Consider the following 16655-nt stretch of genomic DNA (forward strand, 5'->3'; position numbering starts at 1 on the left):
GATGACAGGGCAAAAACGCATGGGTAAGGCCGATTACTACGAGACACTGGGTGTTGCGCGCAACGCCTCCGAGGCCGAGATCACCAAGGCCTTCCGCCGGTTGGCGATGAAGTATCACCCCGACCGCAATCCCGATGACAAAAGCGCCGAGGCCCGCTTCAAAGAAGCGAAAGAGGCGTACGAAATTTTAGCCGATGCGCAAAAGCGCGCCGCTTACGATCAGTTCGGCCATGCCGCCGTCGATCCAGCGGCAGCGGCTGCTGGTGCCGGTGGTTTCTACGGTGCCGGTGGCGCCTCGCCGTTCGGCGACATCTTCGGCGATGTGTTCGGGGATATCTTCGGCGGCGGTCGCCGTAATCCCAAGCAGGCTTATCGCGGTGCCGATCAGCGTTATAGCCTTGAGCTCTCGCTCGAAGATGCGGTGCGCGGCACGGAAGTGCAAATACGCGTGCCGACCAACGAACGTTGCGACACCTGCAAAGGTTCCGGCGCTAAGCCCGGCACGTCGCCGACCGTTTGCCGTACCTGCGAAGGTTACGGCCAAGTGCGCATGCAGCAAGGTTTCTTCTCGATCCAGCAAACCTGCCCGACCTGTCGCGGCGCCGGTCAGCGCATTACCGATCCGTGCACCGCGTGTAACGGCCAAGGTCGGGTCGAGCGCACCAAGACGTTGTCGGTCAAAGTGCCGGCCGGTGTGGACGACGGCGATCTGATTCGCTTGGCCGGCGAAGGCGAGGTCGGCGAGCGTGGCGGGCCGGCGGGTGATTTGTTCGTGCAGATGCAGCTTAAACCGCATCCGATTTTCGTGCGCGAGCAAGATAACTTGCAGTGCGAGATGCCGATTAGTTTCGCCACCGCCACTCTCGGCGGCGATCTCGAAGTACCGACGCTCGACGGTCGCGCGAGCATCAAGATTCCCGCCGGCACGCAGAGCGAGAAAACGTTCCGCCTGCGCGGTCGTGGTGTGCGCAACGTGCGCAGCGGGCATGTCGGCGACATCTATTGCCGCGTAAGTATTGAAACGCCGGTCAACCTCACCAGCGAACAGAAAGAATTGCTACGTCAGTTCGAGGAATCGATCCAACATGGTGGCGAACGGCACAACCCACGTGCCAGCTCATGGGTCGAACGCTTGAAGGGATTTTTCGGGGCGTCGTAGTTGTTACTTCTCGCTCGCCGGTGTGAGCGAGAATTCCAAGACTTCGGATGTCGCCGCCAGCACATCGGCCAGGCGACGGAAGTTTTCGGTCTCGGCGCTGCGGATGGATAATTCGTAGTCGAAGAATTTGCCTTCGGCACTCTGCCGATAGGTCGTGTTTGATGCCACGGAAATGTCTTGCCGTTGAATCAGCATAATCAGCGTGTTTTCCGAGATCTGGGCGGTGCGTGTATAGCGCACTGCCAGCCGTGCATAGGCCAGGGTTGGCACCGTCGCCTCGAGCCAGCGGAACAAGGACAGCGTTGCTAACGTCAGCGCTGTCGCCATCGCCGCCGGTAAATAAAAGCCGGCACCGATAATCACGCCGATTGACGCCGTGATCCAGATCGATGCCGCCGTCGTCAGTCCCCGCACCGATAACCCATCTTTCATGATCACACCGGCGCCGAGAAAGCCAATGCCGGTCATGATGCCCTGAGCCATCCGCGCCGGATCGATCCGCAACGATTCGGGCGGTAGCCCGGACAGAATTGCCGCTTGTTTGGTGCCAAGCAACATCAGCAAGCTCGATGCGGCACACACCAGCACGTGCGTACGAAATCCGGCGGGTCGACCGTGGTAAGTGCGTTCTAAACCGATAAGGGCGCCGGCGAGCGTGGCGCCGAGCAGGTGGGTGAGCACGGTGATGACTGACGTGTCCATGAATCAAGTGTATACCGCGCTCGCGGCGCCGTGGTCGGCCTCGCGAAAATCCATTATTCTGACCGCCTTTACGAGGAGGTTTCATGATTCGAGTAGCGATCGCAGGCGCAGCCGGGCGTATGGGGCGGACATTGATCGAGGCGAGTGCGGCGTCGCCCGACGTAAAGCTAACGGCCGCTATCGCACATGGTGGTTCCGATGCACTCGGTAGCGATGCCGGTGTCCGCGCTGGCCTCGGTACGCTCGGCGTGCCGATCAGCGCCGACCTAACGGTGCGCGACTTCGATATTTTGATCGACTTCACGCGTCCGGAAGCGACGTTGGCGCATCTCTCCTATTGTCAAAAGGCCGGCAAAAAAATGGTGATCGGCACCACCGGCTTCGACGAATTCGGTAAGCAACAAATTGCCAATGCCGCCAAGCGCATCGGCATCGTCTTCGCTCCCAACATGAGTGTCGGCGTGAATCTGTGTCTGCGATTGCTCGACATCGCTGCGCGCGTGCTCGGCCCCACCGTCGACGTCGACATCGTTGAAGCGCATCACCGGCACAAAATCGATTCGCCGTCCGGCACCGCCCGCCGAATGGGCGAGGTCATCGCCGAGGCGCGGGGTAAGAAGTTGTCCGAGCTGATGTTGCCGGCCGACCGTTCCGGTAAGCGGCCCGAGGGCGGCATTGGTTTCGCCGTCGTCCGCGCCGGTGAGATTGTCGGTGACCATACGGTGCTTTTCGCCGCCGCCGGCGAGCGAGTCGAGATTACACACCGCGCTGAATCGCGCCGGACGTTTGCCGATGGCGCATTGCGCGCGGCGCAGTGGTTGGCCGGCCGTGACGCCGGACTTTACGATATGCAGGATGTGTTGGGATTGCGGTCGTAAGGCGGCTATTAGCTTTAACGGCTGATGGTTTTGCTTGTGCAATCGCCCCTTTGGCAGAAGGCTCATGGTATCCAGCGACGGTTTCTGGAAGCTAAATTTAATGTCGGCGAAGTAAGCGCGTTGATCTTGCGCGTTCACCCCCGTAAAATGCCGGCCTTAGCCGAAACTAATAATCAGCGGGAGCAAGGCTTGCTTGCTCCCGTTTTTGCGCGCACGTTCGAGGTAGATACTGATGCCGTCCGCATTGCTTGCTCTGGAAGACGGTTCCTTGTTTTACGGGGAGTCCATAGGTATTCCGGGACAGGCGGTGGGAGAGGTGGTGTTCAACACCGCCATGACCGGGTATCAAGAGATCCTCACCGACCCTTCTTACTATAAGCAGATCGTTACCCTGACTTACCCCCATATCGGCAACACCGGTACTAATCCGGAAGATGTCGAATCGGGGCGGGTTTATGCCGAGGGGTTGATCATTCGCGATCTGCCGCTGCGCGCCAGCAACTTCCGTTCGACCGAGACACTCGCCGATTACATGCAGCGCAATCGGTTGGTCGGTATCGCCGATATCGACACGCGCCGGCTGACGCGCCTGTTGCGCGACAAGGGTGCGCAGAACGGCTGCATCCTGGCGGTCGAGAAGGGTAAACGTCTCGATAAGAAAGCAGCGTTGGCGGCCGCCCGCGGTTTTCCCGGTCTTAAGGGCATGGACTTGGCGAAGGTTGTCAGTACGGCCGAACCTTATCGATGGCAAGAAGGCTCGTGGAAGCTCGGTTCCGGTTTCGCGAACCACAGCGACGGCCGTTTTCATGTCGTCGCTTTCGACTATGGCGTTAAGCGCAACATTTTGCGCATCCTGGCCGACCGCGGCTGCCGTTTAACCGTGGTGCCGGCGACCCTGTCGGCGGCAGAGGTACTCAAGCTGCGGCCCAATGGTGTGTTTCTTTCCAACGGCCCGGGCGATCCGGAGCCGTGTAGCTATGCCATCGAGGCGATTCGTAAGATCGTCGCCACCGGTTTGCCGGTGTTCGGCATCTGCCTCGGTCATCAGCTGCTCGGTCTCGCTTCTGGTGCGCGCACGATCAAGATGAAGTTCGGCCATCACGGCGCCAATCATCCGGTGCTCGAAATCGACAGCGGCCGGGTCATGATCAGCAGCCAGAATCATGGATTCGCCGTCGATGAAACCAGCTTGCCGGCGAATTTACGGGTAACGCATCGTTCGCTGTTCGACGGCTCGATCCAAGGCCTCGAGCGCACCGATGTTCCAGCGTTCTGTTTCCAAGGTCATCCTGAAGCGAGCCCAGGACCGCACGACGTGCGGCCGCTGTTCGATCGCTTCATTCAAATGATGGAACAGCGGGCCACTGAGGCTCCCAAGATTCCTGCGACCGTAGGGTGAGGCGGGGTAGTCGTGGATGCACCTAACGTGCATCCACGCCGTCGAACGCCCGCACACGGAAGTGCGAGCCGGGGTCAATCGAAGTCGAGGGGTCGCGCTAGGGACGGCTGACGAAGCTCTTAACTAAAGTTAATCAAATTCTCAGGTTGGTATGCCTAAACGCACTGACATCAAGAGTGTGCTGATCATCGGCGCCGGTCCGATTGTGATCGGCCAAGGTTGCGAGTTCGACTATTCCGGAGCGCAGGCTTGTAAGGCGCTCAGGGAAGAAGGCTACCGCGTCATTTTGGTCAACTCGAACCCGGCCACCATCATGACCGATCCGGAGATGGCCGACGCCACCTACATCGAGCCGGTCAATTGGCAGTCGTTGGCGCGCATCATCGAACGTGAGCGGCCGGATGCGGTGTTGCCGACCATGGGCGGCCAAACCGGATTGAATTGCGCGCTCGATCTGGCGCGCGAGGGCGTGCTGGAAAAATTCGGTGTGCAAATGATCGGCGCGACCCGCGATGCGATCGACAAGGCCGAAGACCGCGAGTTGTTCAAGAAGGCGATGGAGTCGATCGGTCTCGGCACCGCCCGCGGCGCGGTCGCCCACAGCATGGAAGAAGCGCTGCAGGTGCAGGCGATGATCGGTTTTCCGGCCATCATTCGTCCGTCATTTACGCTCGGCGGTTCCGGCGGTGGTATCGCTTATAACAAAGACGAATTCGTCACCATCTGCGAGCGCGGTCTCGAAGCGTCGCCGACCAACGAGCTGTTGATCGAAGAATCGATCATCGGTTGGAAAGAATACGAGATGGAAGTCGTGCGCGACCGCGCCGACAACTGCATCATCGTCTGCTCGATCGAGAACCTCGATCCGATGGGTGTGCATACCGGCGACTCGATCACGGTGGCGCCGGCGCAAACGCTGACCGACAAGGAATATCAGATCATGCGCGATGCGTCGATCGCGGTGTTGCGCGAGATCGGCGTCGACACCGGCGGCTCGAACGTGCAGTTCGCGATCAATCCGGCCGACGGCCGCATGATCGTGATCGAAATGAATCCACGCGTGTCGCGCTCGTCGGCACTGGCGTCGAAGGCCACCGGCTTTCCGATCGCCAAAGTGGCGGCGAAGTTGGCTGTCGGTTACACGCTCGATGAGCTCAAGAACGAGATCACCGGTGGCGCGACGCCGGCGTCGTTCGAGCCGACGCTCGACTACGTCGTTACCAAGATTCCACGCTTTACTTTCGAGAAATTTCCGAAGGCCGACACCACCCTGACCACGCAGATGAAGTCGGTCGGCGAAGCGATGGCGATCGGTCGTACGTTCCAGGAATCACTGCAAAAGGCGCTGCGTTCGCTGGAAATCGGCAGCTACGGTTTCGAGCCTAAGGTCGATCCAGCGTTGACCGAAGACGAGGCGCGTAAGCGCATTCAGCACGCATTGCGCGTGCCCGGACCGGATCGGCTTTGGTATGTCGGCGATGCATTTCGTATCGGCATGAGCCTCGACGACGTGTTTGGCCTGACCAACATCGATCCGTGGTTCTTGGCGCAGATCGAGGAGTTGATCGCGATCGAGGGGGATATCGCCAAGCGGCCGAAGAAGAAACCGGCCGAAGTCGCGCTGCGCCAGTGGAAGCGCAAAGGTTTTTCCGATCGGCGACTAGCGCAATTGCTGCAAGTGCCGGAACAGCGCCTGCGCAAATGGCGCCATGAATTGAAGATCCGGCCGGTATACAAGCGTGTCGATTCTTGCGCCGCCGAATTCGCCTCGACCACGGCGTACATGTACTCGACCTATGAAGAAGAGTGCGAGGCACTGCCGACTAAGACGAAGAAGATCGTCGTTCTCGGCGGTGGTCCCAACCGTATCGGCCAGGGCATCGAGTTCGACTATTGCTGCGTGCACGCGTCGCTGGCAATGCGCGAGGATGGTTACCAAACCATCATGATCAATTGCAATCCGGAGACGGTATCGACCGACTACGATACCTCCGACCGGTTGTACTTTGAGCCGCTCACGCTCGAAGACGTGCTCGAGATTATCGATCTTGAAAAGCCGACCGGCGTGATCGTGCAGTACGGTGGTCAAACGCCGCTCAAGCTCGCGCGCGGTTTAGCGGCGGCCGGTGCGCCGATTATCGGCACTACACCGGATTCGATCGATGTCGCCGAAGACCGCGAGCGTTTCCAGAAGCTCATTAAGAAACTGAAGCTGATGCAGCCGCCGAACGCGACCGCGCGCACGATCGAGGCGGCGGTGAAGGCGGCGGAGAAGATCGGTTATCCGTTGGTGGTGCGTCCGTCGTATGTGCTCGGCGGCCGGGCGATGGAAATCGTGCACACGCGCGAAGATCTCGACTACTACATGCGGCACGCTGTGCGAGTTTCCGAAGATTCTCCGGTCTTGCTCGATCGCTTTCTGAGCGATGCCAGTGAAGTTGACGTCGATGCCGTTTCCGACGGCACTGATGTCGTAATCGGCGGCATCATGGAGCATATCGAAGAAGCCGGTGTGCATTCCGGCGATTCGGCGTGCTCGTTGCCGCCGTACAGTTTGTCGAAGAAGCTGCAAGATGAGCTGCGGCGGCAAACCGTGCAAATGGCAAAGGCGTTGAAGGTTATCGGTCTCATGAACGTGCAGTTTGCCGTCAAAGACGGCGACGTCTACGTGCTCGAGGTCAATCCGCGTGCGTCGCGTACCGTGCCGTATGTTTCCAAGGCCACCGGTCGTCCATTGGCGAAGGTCGCGGCGCGCTGCATGGTCGGCCAAAGCCTGCGCGAACAAGGAGTGGTTAGCGAGATCGTACCGTCTTACTATTCGGTCAAAGAAGCCGTGTTCCCGTTTATCAAATTCCCCGGCGTCGATACCGTGCTGGGCCCGGAGATGAAGTCGACGGGCGAAGTGATGGGTGTCGGCCGCACCTTCGGTGAGGCATTCGCTAAGTCACAGGTGGCAGCCGGAGCAGCGATTCCGCAGCACGGACGGTTATTCGTCAGCGTGCGCGATGCGGATCAGGCTGGCGTGGTCGAGGTCGTGCGCTATTTCAGTCAGAATGGCTTTGATATTCTGGCTACACGCGGCACCGCCGCTGTACTCGAGACGGCTGGCATTGCCGTCAAGGCGGTCAATAAAGTATCGGAGGGCCGGCCGCACGTGGTCGATATGATCATGAACGATGAGATTGATATCATTATTAACACGATTTCCGATAAGCGCAGCCTAGAAGACTCGTATGCTATTCGGCGGCAGGCGTTGCAGCATCGAGTAACCAACTATACGACCCTCGCTGCCGCGCGCGCTGCCTGCGAGGCACATGGACAAATGCAAGAGCTGCGGGTCACTCGCCTGCAGGATCTGCACCGGGAGATATCAGCGTGAGCAAAGTTCCGATGACGGTCGTTGGCGCCGAGAAGCTCGAAGCCGAGCTGATAAAGCTGAAAACCGTCGAGCGTCCACGCGTCATTCAAGCGATCTCTGAGGCGCGCGCTCATGGCGATTTATCGGAGAATGCCGAGTATCACGCTGCCAAAGAGCAGCAGGGTTTTATCGAGGGTCGCATCAACGAATTGGAGTACAAGCTCGGGAATGCGCAGATCATCGATCCGACCAAAGTGAACGCCAACGGCCGCGTGGTATTCGGGGCAACGCTCGATCTCGTCGAAGAGCAGAGCGGACAGCAGGTGACCTATCAGATTGTCGGCGATCACGAGGCTGATATTGCCCAAGGTAAAATCTCTGTAAGCTCGCCGATTGCCCGCGCTCTTATCGGCAAGGTACCGGGCGATGTCGTGGACGTGCAGGTGCCGGGCGGTACTCGCCAGTACGAAATTCTCGAAATCCGGTACATATAGGGCGCATCAGCGCCACCAACTCCCCCTCTCCCTCCGGGAGAGGGCAAGGGGTGAGGGATGCGAACAATCGGCGAGATTTTCTCACCACCGAGTTCTCTGATATCCCTCACCCCACCCCCTCTCCCGGCGGGAGAGGGGCTACCCGAGGCGCCAACATCAGGCGCATTGTTTATGGCCCGAAGCAAAAGCAGCCAAGCGTGGTTGCAGCGTCATTTCAGCGATAACTTCGTCAAACGCGCGCAGAAAGAGGGCGTGCGTTCGCGTGCGGTCTACAAGCTGGCTGAGATTGACGAGCGCGACAAACTGATACGTCCCGGGATGACTGTCGTTGATCTCGGTGCTGCCCCAGGCGGTTGGTCCGAGTACGCGGCTAAGCGGGTGGGGCCGAAGGGTCGAGTGATCGCCCTCGATTTACTCCCTATCGAGCCAATCCCCGGTGTCGACATTCTCCAAGGCAACTTCATTGAAACCTCGGTGCTAGACTTGTTGTGGGAACGGCTGGGGGATGCGCCGGTAGACCTTGTAATTTCCGATATGGCCCCCAATATCAGCGGCATTGCCTTGTCGGATCAGGCGCGTAGCGTCGAATTAGCTGAATGTGCAATCGAATTTGCCGAGCAAGCGCTGCGACCGCAAGGCACTTTCCTGGTAAAGACCTTTCATGGCGCAGGGTTTGATGAGTTGATTAAGCACCTGCGAGCACGTTTTACGAAGGTTTTGGTACGCAAGCCCGAGGCATCACGCGCCGAAAGCCGCGAAACCTACATTCTGACCAAAGGATTCAAGGGCTAAGCGTCCTAGTGCCGTGAAACGCACGGTGGCAAACGGGTCAGGGTTGTTACGGTAATTGTGCCCGCCACAGGGTCGTAGCAGAATAGAATTGTGTTTAATCCGCCCAGGGAAGGTCGGGCATTTCGCAGACACACCAGTGTTTGCTATACGCGCAACTGCAGAGGTCGGCTTTGAATAATCTCACGAAGAACTTGTTGCTCTGGCTCGTCATCGCCATTGTGCTGATGTCGGTGTTCAACAACTTCGGTAATCGCCAAGCGGCGGCGCGCCCTGTCGAATACTCGACCTTCATTCAGAAGGTGAAGCAAGGCGAAGTCGAGCGCGTCACCATCCAAGGTCGCGATGGTCGTGAGATTGCCGGTCAATACAAAAATCGCGAGTCGTTTACGACCTATTCGCCCGGTGATCCGGGTCTGGTTAATGATTTGGTCGATAACGGCGTAATTTTCGAGGCCAAGCCGCAAGAAGACCAATCGTTGTTGCTGACCATTTTCATCAATTGGTTCCCATTGTTGCTCTTGGTCGGCGTCTGGATTTTCTTCATGCGCCAGATGCAGGGCGGTGTCGGTGGTCGCGGTGCCATGAGCTTCGGCAAGAGCAAGGCGCGCATGCTGACCGAAGAACAGAACAAGACCACGTTCGAAGACGTTGCCGGTGTGGAAGAAGCGAAGGAAGAAGTACAGGAACTCGTCGAGTTCCTGCGCGATCCATCGAAGTTTCAAAAGTTGGGCGGCCGCATTCCCAAGGGTGTGCTCATGACCGGCAACCCCGGCACCGGCAAGACCTTGCTCGCCAAGGCGATCGCCGGCGAGGCCAAGGTGCCGTTCTTCTCCATTTCCGGTTCCGATTTCGTCGAGATGTTCGTCGGCGTCGGCGCCTCGCGCGTGCGTGACATGTTTGACCAAGCGAAGAAGCATGCGCCGTGCATCATCTTCATCGACGAAATCGATGCCGTCGGCCGCCAGCGTGGCGCCGGCTTGGGCGGCGGTCATGACGAGCGCGAACAGACGCTCAATCAATTACTCGTCGAAATGGACGGCTTCGAAGGTACCGAAGGTGTGATCGTTATCGCTGCTACCAATCGTCCCGACGTGCTCGATCCGGCGCTATTGCGCCCGGGCCGGTTCGATCGCCAGGTGTACGTGCCGCTGCCCGACATTCGTGGCCGCGATCAAATTCTCAAAGTACACATGCGCAAAGTGCCGACGGCGGAAGACGTCGATACCACCATCATCGCTCGCGGCACGCCCGGTTTCTCCGGCGCCGATCTCGCTAATCTCGTGAATGAAGCGGCGCTGTTCGCCGCCCGCGCCAATAAGCGCTTGGTCGACATGGACGACTTCGAGCGCGCCAAGGACAAAATCATTATGGGTACCGAACGCCGCTCGATCGTGATGCCGGAAAAGGAGCGCCTGAACACGGCCTACCACGAATCCGGTCATGCAGTGGTGGCGAAGCTGCTGCCGAACACCGATCCGGTGCATAAAGTAACGATCATTCCGCGCGGTCGCGCGCTCGGCGTCACTATGCAATTGCCGTTGGAAGATCGCTTCAGCCACGACCGCGAGTCGTTGTTGTCGACCATCGCTGTGTTGATGGGCGGGCGCATCGCCGAAGAAGTGTTCATGAAGCAGATGACCACCGGCGCTGCCAACGACTTCGAACGGGCCACGGATCTCGCGCGTAACATGGTCATGCGGTGGGGTATGTCGGATGCGCTCGGTACGCGCGTTTACGGCGACAACCAGTCCGAGGTATTTCTCGGGCGCGACGTCGCAACGCACAAGAACATGAGCAACGCCGTTGCCGAAGCGGTCGATAAAGAGATTCGCCGGATCGTCGACGAACAGTACGCGCGGGCGCGCGCAATCATCGAAGAGAGTGCCGACAAGATCGAAAAAATGGCGCGGGCCTTGCTCGATTGGGAAACGCTCGATGCCGAGCAGATCGACGACATCATGAACGGTCGCGATCCGCATCCGCCCGAAGGCATGAACGATCCTTCCGACGGCGATGCTGACGGCGGTCGCAAGCGCTCGAACAAGAGCAAGCCGCGAGTGAAGCCGCGTTTCGATACGCCCGGAGCGAGCACTAGCGCATGACGGTGTTGGACTGCGGTGGGCGGACGCTCGATTTGTCCCGCCCCGTAGTCATGGGCATTCTCAATATCACCCCCGATTCCTTCATGGATGGGGGTGTTTTTTTTGAGCGTGAGAAAGCGATTGCCCGTGCCTGCGAAATGGTGGAGCAGGGCGCCGGGTTAGTCGATATCGGCGGCGAATCCACGCGGCCGGGTGCGCGCATTGTCGGTGTGCAGGAAGAAATCGATCGCGTAATACCGGTGATCGAGGCCTTAGCTGGCGTCGTGTCGGTGCCGATTTCGGTCGATACTTCTAAACCCGATGTCATGCGTGCCGCGGTTGCCGCTGGTGCCGGGGTGATCAACGATGTGCGAGCGCTGTGCGAACCGGGGGCAGTCGAAGCGGCAGCGGCGCTCGAGCGGCCGGTGGTGTTGATGCACATGCAGGGCCAGCCGGCGACCATGCAGCAAGATCCGCATTATCACGACGTCGTGCGCGAGGTCAGCGAGTTCTTGGCGCAACGTATCGCCGTCGCTGCCGCCGCCGGCATCCCGCGTGAGCGTCTCATGATCGATCCCGGCTTCGGCTTCGGTAAGACGGTCGATCACAATCTCGAGTTGTTGCGGCAATTGCGCCAGCTGACAACGTTGGCGCCGGTGTTAGCCGGGTTATCGCGCAAATCGATGATCGGTAAGTTGCTGGGTTTGCCAGTAGAGCGTCGTCTGCAGGCAAGTGTGGCGCTGGCGTTAATCGCTGTGCAAAATGGTGCGCGTATCGTCCGTGTTCATGACGTTGCACCAACTGTCGAGGCGCTGCGCATGTGGCAGGCCGTGTATCCGACCCAATAACAAGCCTTAGAAGATTCCTATGAAAAAACGTAGTTACTTTGGAACCGATGGAATACGTGGAATGGTCGGCGAAGAGCCGATCACGCCGGAGACGGTGCTTAAGCTGGGCTGGGCCGCCGGGCGCGTACTCGGTACGAATGGCGGTGAAGCCGGAAAGATTTTGATCGGCAAGGACACGCGTGTGTCCGGCTATTTGCTCGAATCGGCGCTCGAGTCAGGACTATCGGCCGCCGGTGTCGATATCCGCTTGCTCGGACCGATGCCGACGCCGGCAATTGCCTATCTGACTCGCACCGCTCGTGCGCGCGCCGGCATCGTCATCAGTGCCTCGCACAATCCGTATGAAGACAACGGCATCAAGTTTTTTTCTTCGGAAGGAACGAAGCTGCCGGACGATGTCGAGCTGGCGATCGAAGAGGCAATGCGGGAACCGCTAAAAATGGTCGCCTCGAATGCACTCGGCAAGGTCAAGCGCTACGAAGATGCCGGCGGACGCTACATTGAATTTTGCAAGAGCACATTCCCGCATCGTGCCAACTTGAGCGGTCTGCGCATTGTCGTCGATTGTGCCAACGGCGCTGCTTATAACGTTGCGCCGTTGGTGTTCAGCGAGCTCGGCGCCGAGGTCACGGCCATCGCCAATGAGCCCGACGGTTTCAATATCAACCGCGAATGCGGCTCGACCCATCCTGCGATCTTGCGCCGTACCGTTTTGGATACCGGCGCCGATGTCGGTATCGCCCTCGATGGCGATGGCGATCGTGTGGTGATGGTCGATAGCAACGGTACGGTTATCGACGGCGATCAACTGCTTTATATCATCGGCTTCGATCGGTTGGCCGCCGGTTCGTTGCGCGGCGGTATTGTCGGCACCCTGATGAGTAATTTCGGGTTAGAGACAATCTGTCGGCAAAGCAATGTCCCATTCGTGCGCGCCTCGGTCGGCGATCGCCATGTCATGAGCGCCTTGAGCGAAAAGGGTTGGGACCTCGGTGGCGAGTCGTCCGGTCATATTATTTGCCTTGATAAACACACCACGGGCGATGGCATCATCGCTGCATTACAGGTGCTGTCCGCCATGGTGCGTTCCGGCCGCTCGTTAACCGAGCTGAAGGACGGCCTGGAGATGTATCCGCAGTGCATGATCAACGTACGCTTGAGCCGGCGTGTCGACGTGCAGAGTTCAACCCGGGTTCAAGGGGCGGTGCGCGACGTTGAACGTGAGCTGAACGGGCAGGGGCGGGTGGTGCTGCGTCCATCGGGTACCGAGCCGGTCGTGCGGGTCATGGTCGAGGGTCGCGATGCAGCCTTGGTCGAACGGTTATCACGGCAGCTGGCTGATGTGGTGCGGGCTGCGGTCGAAGAAGCCTCGTGAGGTGCCGGCGCAAATTGCATTATTAAGGCCTCGCCGGTAACATCGGCGCCCGTTTTTGCGGGATGTGGGGAAGAAGAAATGGCCGGGCGCCGACCGTTGGTAGCAGGAAACTGGAAAATGAACGGCAGCCGTGCCGAGTCGACGGCGCTGTTGACTGCCCTAGTGCAGGGCGTTGTTACCGTTTCCGGCACGGAAGTCGTGGTTTGCCCTCCTTTCATACTAATTCCGCTGGCGGCTGAGCGATTGGCAAAAAGTGCCATTGCTTGGGGTGGGCAGAATTTAGATCCGCGCAAATCAGGCGCGTACACCGGTGAGGTGTCGGGGCCGATGTTGCGCGATTATGACTGTCGCTATGTAATCGTTGGCCATTCCGAGCGGCGCGCGCTGTATGGCGAAACCGATGCGGTCGTCGCCGACAAGTTTGGCGCGGCGCAAGCGGCGGGATTGGTGCCGATCCTATGCGTCGGCGAAACGCTCGCCGAGCGTGAATCCGGGCAGACGCAAGCGGTCGTGCAGCGCCAACTCGAAGCAGTATTGGCACAGCATAGCGTCGCTGCGTTGGCGCAAGCCGTAATCGCCTATGAGCCGGTATGGGCCATCGGCACCGGACGTACGGCGACGCCGGCGCAGGCGCAAGACGTACATCGATTTATTCGCGCGCAGATCGCGGCGCGCGATGCCAAAGTGGCCGATGGTATACGCATTTTGTACGGCGGCAGCGTGAAGGGCGCGAATGCGCGTGAGTTGTTCAACCAACCCGACATCGACGGCGGGCTGATCGGCGGAGCATCGTTGCAGGCGGAGGAATTCCTCACCATCTGCCGCGCGGCTACCGCGTAATCTAAATTAAGCGTTGAAAAATTCCATGCACGGAATTTTTCAACAACGGAGTGGAATATGCGTGAAATTATTATCATAGTCGACGTATTGGCGGCGCTGGGCTTAGTGACGCTGGTATTGTTGCAGCAAGGTAAGGGTGCTGATATGGGGGCTGCCTTCGGCAGTGGCGCATCGCAGACGCTATTCGGCAGTCGCGGTACCGCTAACTTTTTAACACGAGCGACCGCCGTGCTCGCGGTTGTTTTTTTTCTTTCGAACTTAGGGCTTGCGTATCTCGCTAAAGGACATGCGCAGCCGTCGAGCGTGACAACGGTACCGGCAACGCAAACGCCAGCAGTGCCGGAAGTGCCAGTGACACCCGCTACCCCGTCCGTGCCGGAGGTTCCTAAGTAAGGCGGTAGAGAGGAAGCGGAAAAATTTTTGCGAAGGAATTTTCAGATTACTTCGCCGGTGCCGACGAAAGCGCCGAATAAATCTAGGCTTCCTATTCTCCTCGCGCGCTTACTCGTGTTTTAATTCAAGCTCGGCCGAAGTGGTGAAATTGGTATACACGCTATCTTGAGGTGGTAGTGGCGAAAGCCGTGCGGGTTCGAGTCCCGCCTTCGGCACCATTCATTGAGGAGTTGTAGGGAAGTACGTGGTTCGTCAGTGATGATGCCTGATCATCTGCTTGGCGATGGTTGTAGACTCAAATCACATCGTCAATAGCGACCAGGTTCTCGTTCGATATGCGCTTGAGGGGAGACAGGGCATGAACGACGCGTTAATCAGGGCTGCTGCCGAGTCGGTTCGTACGGCAGACGATTACAAACAATGGACGCGGCGGCACATTCGTCCGGTCCTTCCCCACGGTTCCATGCTTTCCGGCTTGGGCCATCTGCACGCCGGCGGTGCCGGCCTCGACTATATCGTCATGGTCGATTGCCCACTTGAGCACATCGAATCCATCCGCAATTGTGCGGGTGCGATCGATACTCCTATCGTGCGTCGTTGGTTGTCGGTGCTACAGCCCGTATATTTCGACGGTCGGAACCCTTGGCCTGAGACTCCGCCGATTTGGCTCGACAGTTTCCGGCGCCATGGTTTTCATAACGCCATCGCTCACGGAATGGTCGATCATGAAAAATGTTTCGGCACCTACCACTGTTTGTTCCAAATTCCCGGAATACCGTGCGAGGAACACTTTGATGTGTTGCAGCGGTTGACACCGGCGCTGCATCTGGCGCTTTGTCGGGTCATCGAGTTTGTCAAAGGCGATAATTTCTTCGCCGAGCGTTTATCGAAATTAACGGAGCGCGAACGCGAAGTGGTGCACTGGTTGGGAATGGGGAAAACCAACGCCGAAATCGCCCACATCATCGATTTGCGAGAGAGTACGGTTAAGCATCACTTAACGCATATTTTCGATAAGGTTGGCGTCTTCAATCGGTCGCAGTTGGTGCGTTGCCTGGCGGAGTATGAGGCGCGATTGGTGCCGGGATCGCCGACTCGACTGTTGTAGCTTGCTCAAGTACGTCGGCACTAAAGTGCCTTTCGCGTACGTCTTCTGCTTGTTAGCGTCTGGCCCGCCTTACATTTGTTGGACGGGAATGCGGACCTGCGGGGGCAGGGGGAATGGGAGGCGGCAGCAGTTGCGAACTTCAGGGAGGCCGAGAAGCTCGCAAGGAAATGCGTAAGGGGGTAGCAAGGAAGTTAATGAGGTCGGGAAGCTTCCGCTTGTTGCCGTTTCTATTCCGATCCGCATTTCCCGTCCTCTTTTATTTTTGTTTACACACATCTGTAACGGAAATCATGCGCCGCGGTATTGGGTTCCCCCGGATTTTGTCTTGATTTTGTGACACTGGCTAAGTAGACTCGCCAGCGTTTTCGCGGGTGGCTGGCGGCCTTCAATGCTGCAAAATTATCTCCCCATTTTGATATTCATGTTAGTTGCGCTCGCGCTCGGCATCGTCATGATGCTGCTCGGCCGGCTATTGGGTCCACATCGGCCCGATCCTGACAAACTTTCCCCCTACGAGTGCGGATTCGAGGCATTCGAAGATTCGCGCATGAAGTTCGACGTGCGCTACTACTTAGTCGCCATCCTCTTCATCATCTTCGATTTGGAGATCGCCTTTTTATTTCCGTGGGCGATCGCGCTGCAAGAAATCGGTTTGTTCGGTTTTCTGTCGATGATGTTGTTTCTCGGTATCCTGGTGATCGGATTCATCTACGAGTGGAAGAAAGGGGCGCTTGAATGGGAGTAGCGGACGGCGGCCTATTGGATCGCGGTTGGGCGATCACCAGCATCGATAAAGTCACGAATTGGGCGCGCACCGGTTCGTTGTGGCCAATGACTTTCGGCCTCGCTTGTTGTGCCGTCGAGATGATGCACGCCGGCGCCTCGCGCTACGACCTCGATCGTTTCGGCGTCGTATTCCGGCCGAGCCCGCGCCAGTCGGACGTGATGATCGTCGCTGGTACACTGGTTAATAAGATGGCACCGGCGCTGCGCAAGGTGTATGACCAAATGGCCGAGCCGCGTTGGGTCATTTCCATGGGCTCATGCGCCAACGGCGGCGGTTATTATCATTATTCCTACGCGGTCGTACGCGGTTGCGACCGCATCGTTCCGGTCGATGTCTATGTTCCGGGTTGCCCGCCGACTGCGGAGGCGCTGCTATACGGAATTTTGCAACTCCAGAACAAGATCCGGCGCACCCACACGATCGCGCGCTAACGCAACGGAC

15 protein-coding genes and 1 tRNA gene are annotated in these 16655 nt (G+C 58.5%); 15 read left to right on the forward strand and 1 reads right to left on the reverse strand.

Translation table 11 applies throughout. The features are described from left to right. Positions 1-19: 19 nt before the first annotated feature. Complete coding sequence (gene dnaJ, locus HY308_06070) at positions 20-1159, forward strand: molecular chaperone DnaJ (GenBank protein ID MBI3897847.1); 1140 nt, start codon at positions 20-22, stop codon at positions 1157-1159. A 3-nt stretch (positions 1160-1162) separates the two neighbouring features. Here dnaJ and HY308_06075 read toward each other — a convergent pair whose 3' ends face one another. Beyond that, complete coding sequence (locus HY308_06075) at positions 1163-1861, reverse strand: MgtC/SapB family protein (GenBank protein MBI3897848.1); 699 nt, start codon at positions 1859-1861, stop codon at positions 1163-1165. A gap of 83 nt (positions 1862-1944) precedes the next feature. On the opposite strand from HY308_06075, the gene dapB reads away from it, so the two are divergent. The 14 genes from dapB to HY308_06145 all read left to right on the forward strand — a co-directional run bounded on the left by dapB (position 1945) and on the right by HY308_06145 (position 16645). Beyond that, on the forward strand, positions 1945-2739 hold the full coding sequence (gene dapB / locus HY308_06080; protein MBI3897849.1) for a 4-hydroxy-tetrahydrodipicolinate reductase: 795 nt from the start codon (positions 1945-1947) through the stop codon (positions 2737-2739). 232 nt (positions 2740-2971) lie between these two features. Continuing rightward, the gene (gene carA, locus HY308_06085; protein ID MBI3897850.1) at positions 2972-4138 is read left to right on the forward strand and encodes a glutamine-hydrolyzing carbamoyl-phosphate synthase small subunit; all 1167 of its coding nucleotides are present in this window, start codon (positions 2972-2974) and stop codon (positions 4136-4138) included. A gap of 151 nt (positions 4139-4289) precedes the next feature. Further along, a complete protein-coding gene (gene carB, locus HY308_06090; GenBank protein MBI3897851.1) occupies positions 4290-7517 on the forward strand; it encodes a carbamoyl-phosphate synthase large subunit in 3228 nt (1075 codons plus the stop codon). Continuing rightward, positions 7514-7990, forward strand: coding sequence for a transcription elongation factor GreA (greA, locus tag HY308_06095; GenBank protein MBI3897852.1), 477 nt, complete (start codon positions 7514-7516; stop codon positions 7988-7990). Before carB ends, greA begins: the two co-directional genes overlap by 4 nt. A gap of 171 nt (positions 7991-8161) precedes the next feature. Further along, positions 8162-8782 carry a 23S rRNA (uridine(2552)-2'-O)-methyltransferase RlmE gene (gene rlmE, locus HY308_06100; protein ID MBI3897853.1) on the forward strand — a complete coding sequence of 207 codons (621 nt, stop codon included), beginning with the start codon at positions 8162-8164 and terminating at the stop codon, positions 8780-8782. Positions 8783-8952: 170 nt separating this feature from the next. Continuing rightward, on the forward strand, positions 8953-10884 hold the full coding sequence (locus tag HY308_06105) for an ATP-dependent metallopeptidase FtsH/Yme1/Tma family protein (protein ID MBI3897854.1): 1932 nt from the start codon (positions 8953-8955) through the stop codon (positions 10882-10884). Further along, positions 10881-11711 (forward strand): dihydropteroate synthase, encoded by an 831-nt coding sequence (gene folP / locus HY308_06110; protein ID MBI3897855.1) that lies wholly within the window; start codon positions 10881-10883, stop codon positions 11709-11711. The genes HY308_06105 and folP overlap by 4 nt, the downstream gene beginning before the upstream one ends. A 19-nt stretch (positions 11712-11730) precedes the next feature. Continuing rightward, complete coding sequence (gene glmM, locus HY308_06115) at positions 11731-13086, forward strand: phosphoglucosamine mutase (GenBank protein MBI3897856.1); 1356 nt, start codon at positions 11731-11733, stop codon at positions 13084-13086. Between the two features lie 78 nt (positions 13087-13164). Then, positions 13165-13926 (forward strand): triose-phosphate isomerase, encoded by a 762-nt coding sequence (locus HY308_06120; protein MBI3897857.1) that lies wholly within the window; start codon positions 13165-13167, stop codon positions 13924-13926. Positions 13927-13983: 57 nt separating this feature from the next. Further along, positions 13984-14319 carry a preprotein translocase subunit SecG gene (gene secG / locus HY308_06125; protein MBI3897858.1) on the forward strand — a complete coding sequence of 112 codons (336 nt, stop codon included), beginning with the start codon at positions 13984-13986 and terminating at the stop codon, positions 14317-14319. 133 nt (positions 14320-14452) lie between these two features. Further along, a tRNA-Leu gene (locus HY308_06130) sits at positions 14453-14537 on the forward strand. A gap of 140 nt (positions 14538-14677) precedes the next feature. Continuing rightward, a complete protein-coding gene (locus HY308_06135) occupies positions 14678-15427 on the forward strand; it encodes a helix-turn-helix transcriptional regulator (GenBank protein MBI3897859.1) in 750 nt (249 codons plus the stop codon). A 388-nt stretch (positions 15428-15815) separates the two neighbouring features. Beyond that, on the forward strand, positions 15816-16172 hold the full coding sequence (locus HY308_06140; protein ID MBI3897860.1) for an NADH-quinone oxidoreductase subunit A: 357 nt from the start codon (positions 15816-15818) through the stop codon (positions 16170-16172). After that, positions 16163-16645 carry an NADH-quinone oxidoreductase subunit B gene (locus HY308_06145; GenBank protein ID MBI3897861.1) on the forward strand — a complete coding sequence of 161 codons (483 nt, stop codon included), beginning with the start codon at positions 16163-16165 and terminating at the stop codon, positions 16643-16645. Before HY308_06140 ends, HY308_06145 begins: the two co-directional genes overlap by 10 nt. Positions 16646-16655: the final 10 nt, after the last annotated feature.

It is taken from the genome of Gammaproteobacteria bacterium (genome assembly GCA_016199745.1).
Lineage (GTDB): Bacteria > Pseudomonadota > Gammaproteobacteria > Acidiferrobacterales > Sulfurifustaceae > JACQFZ01.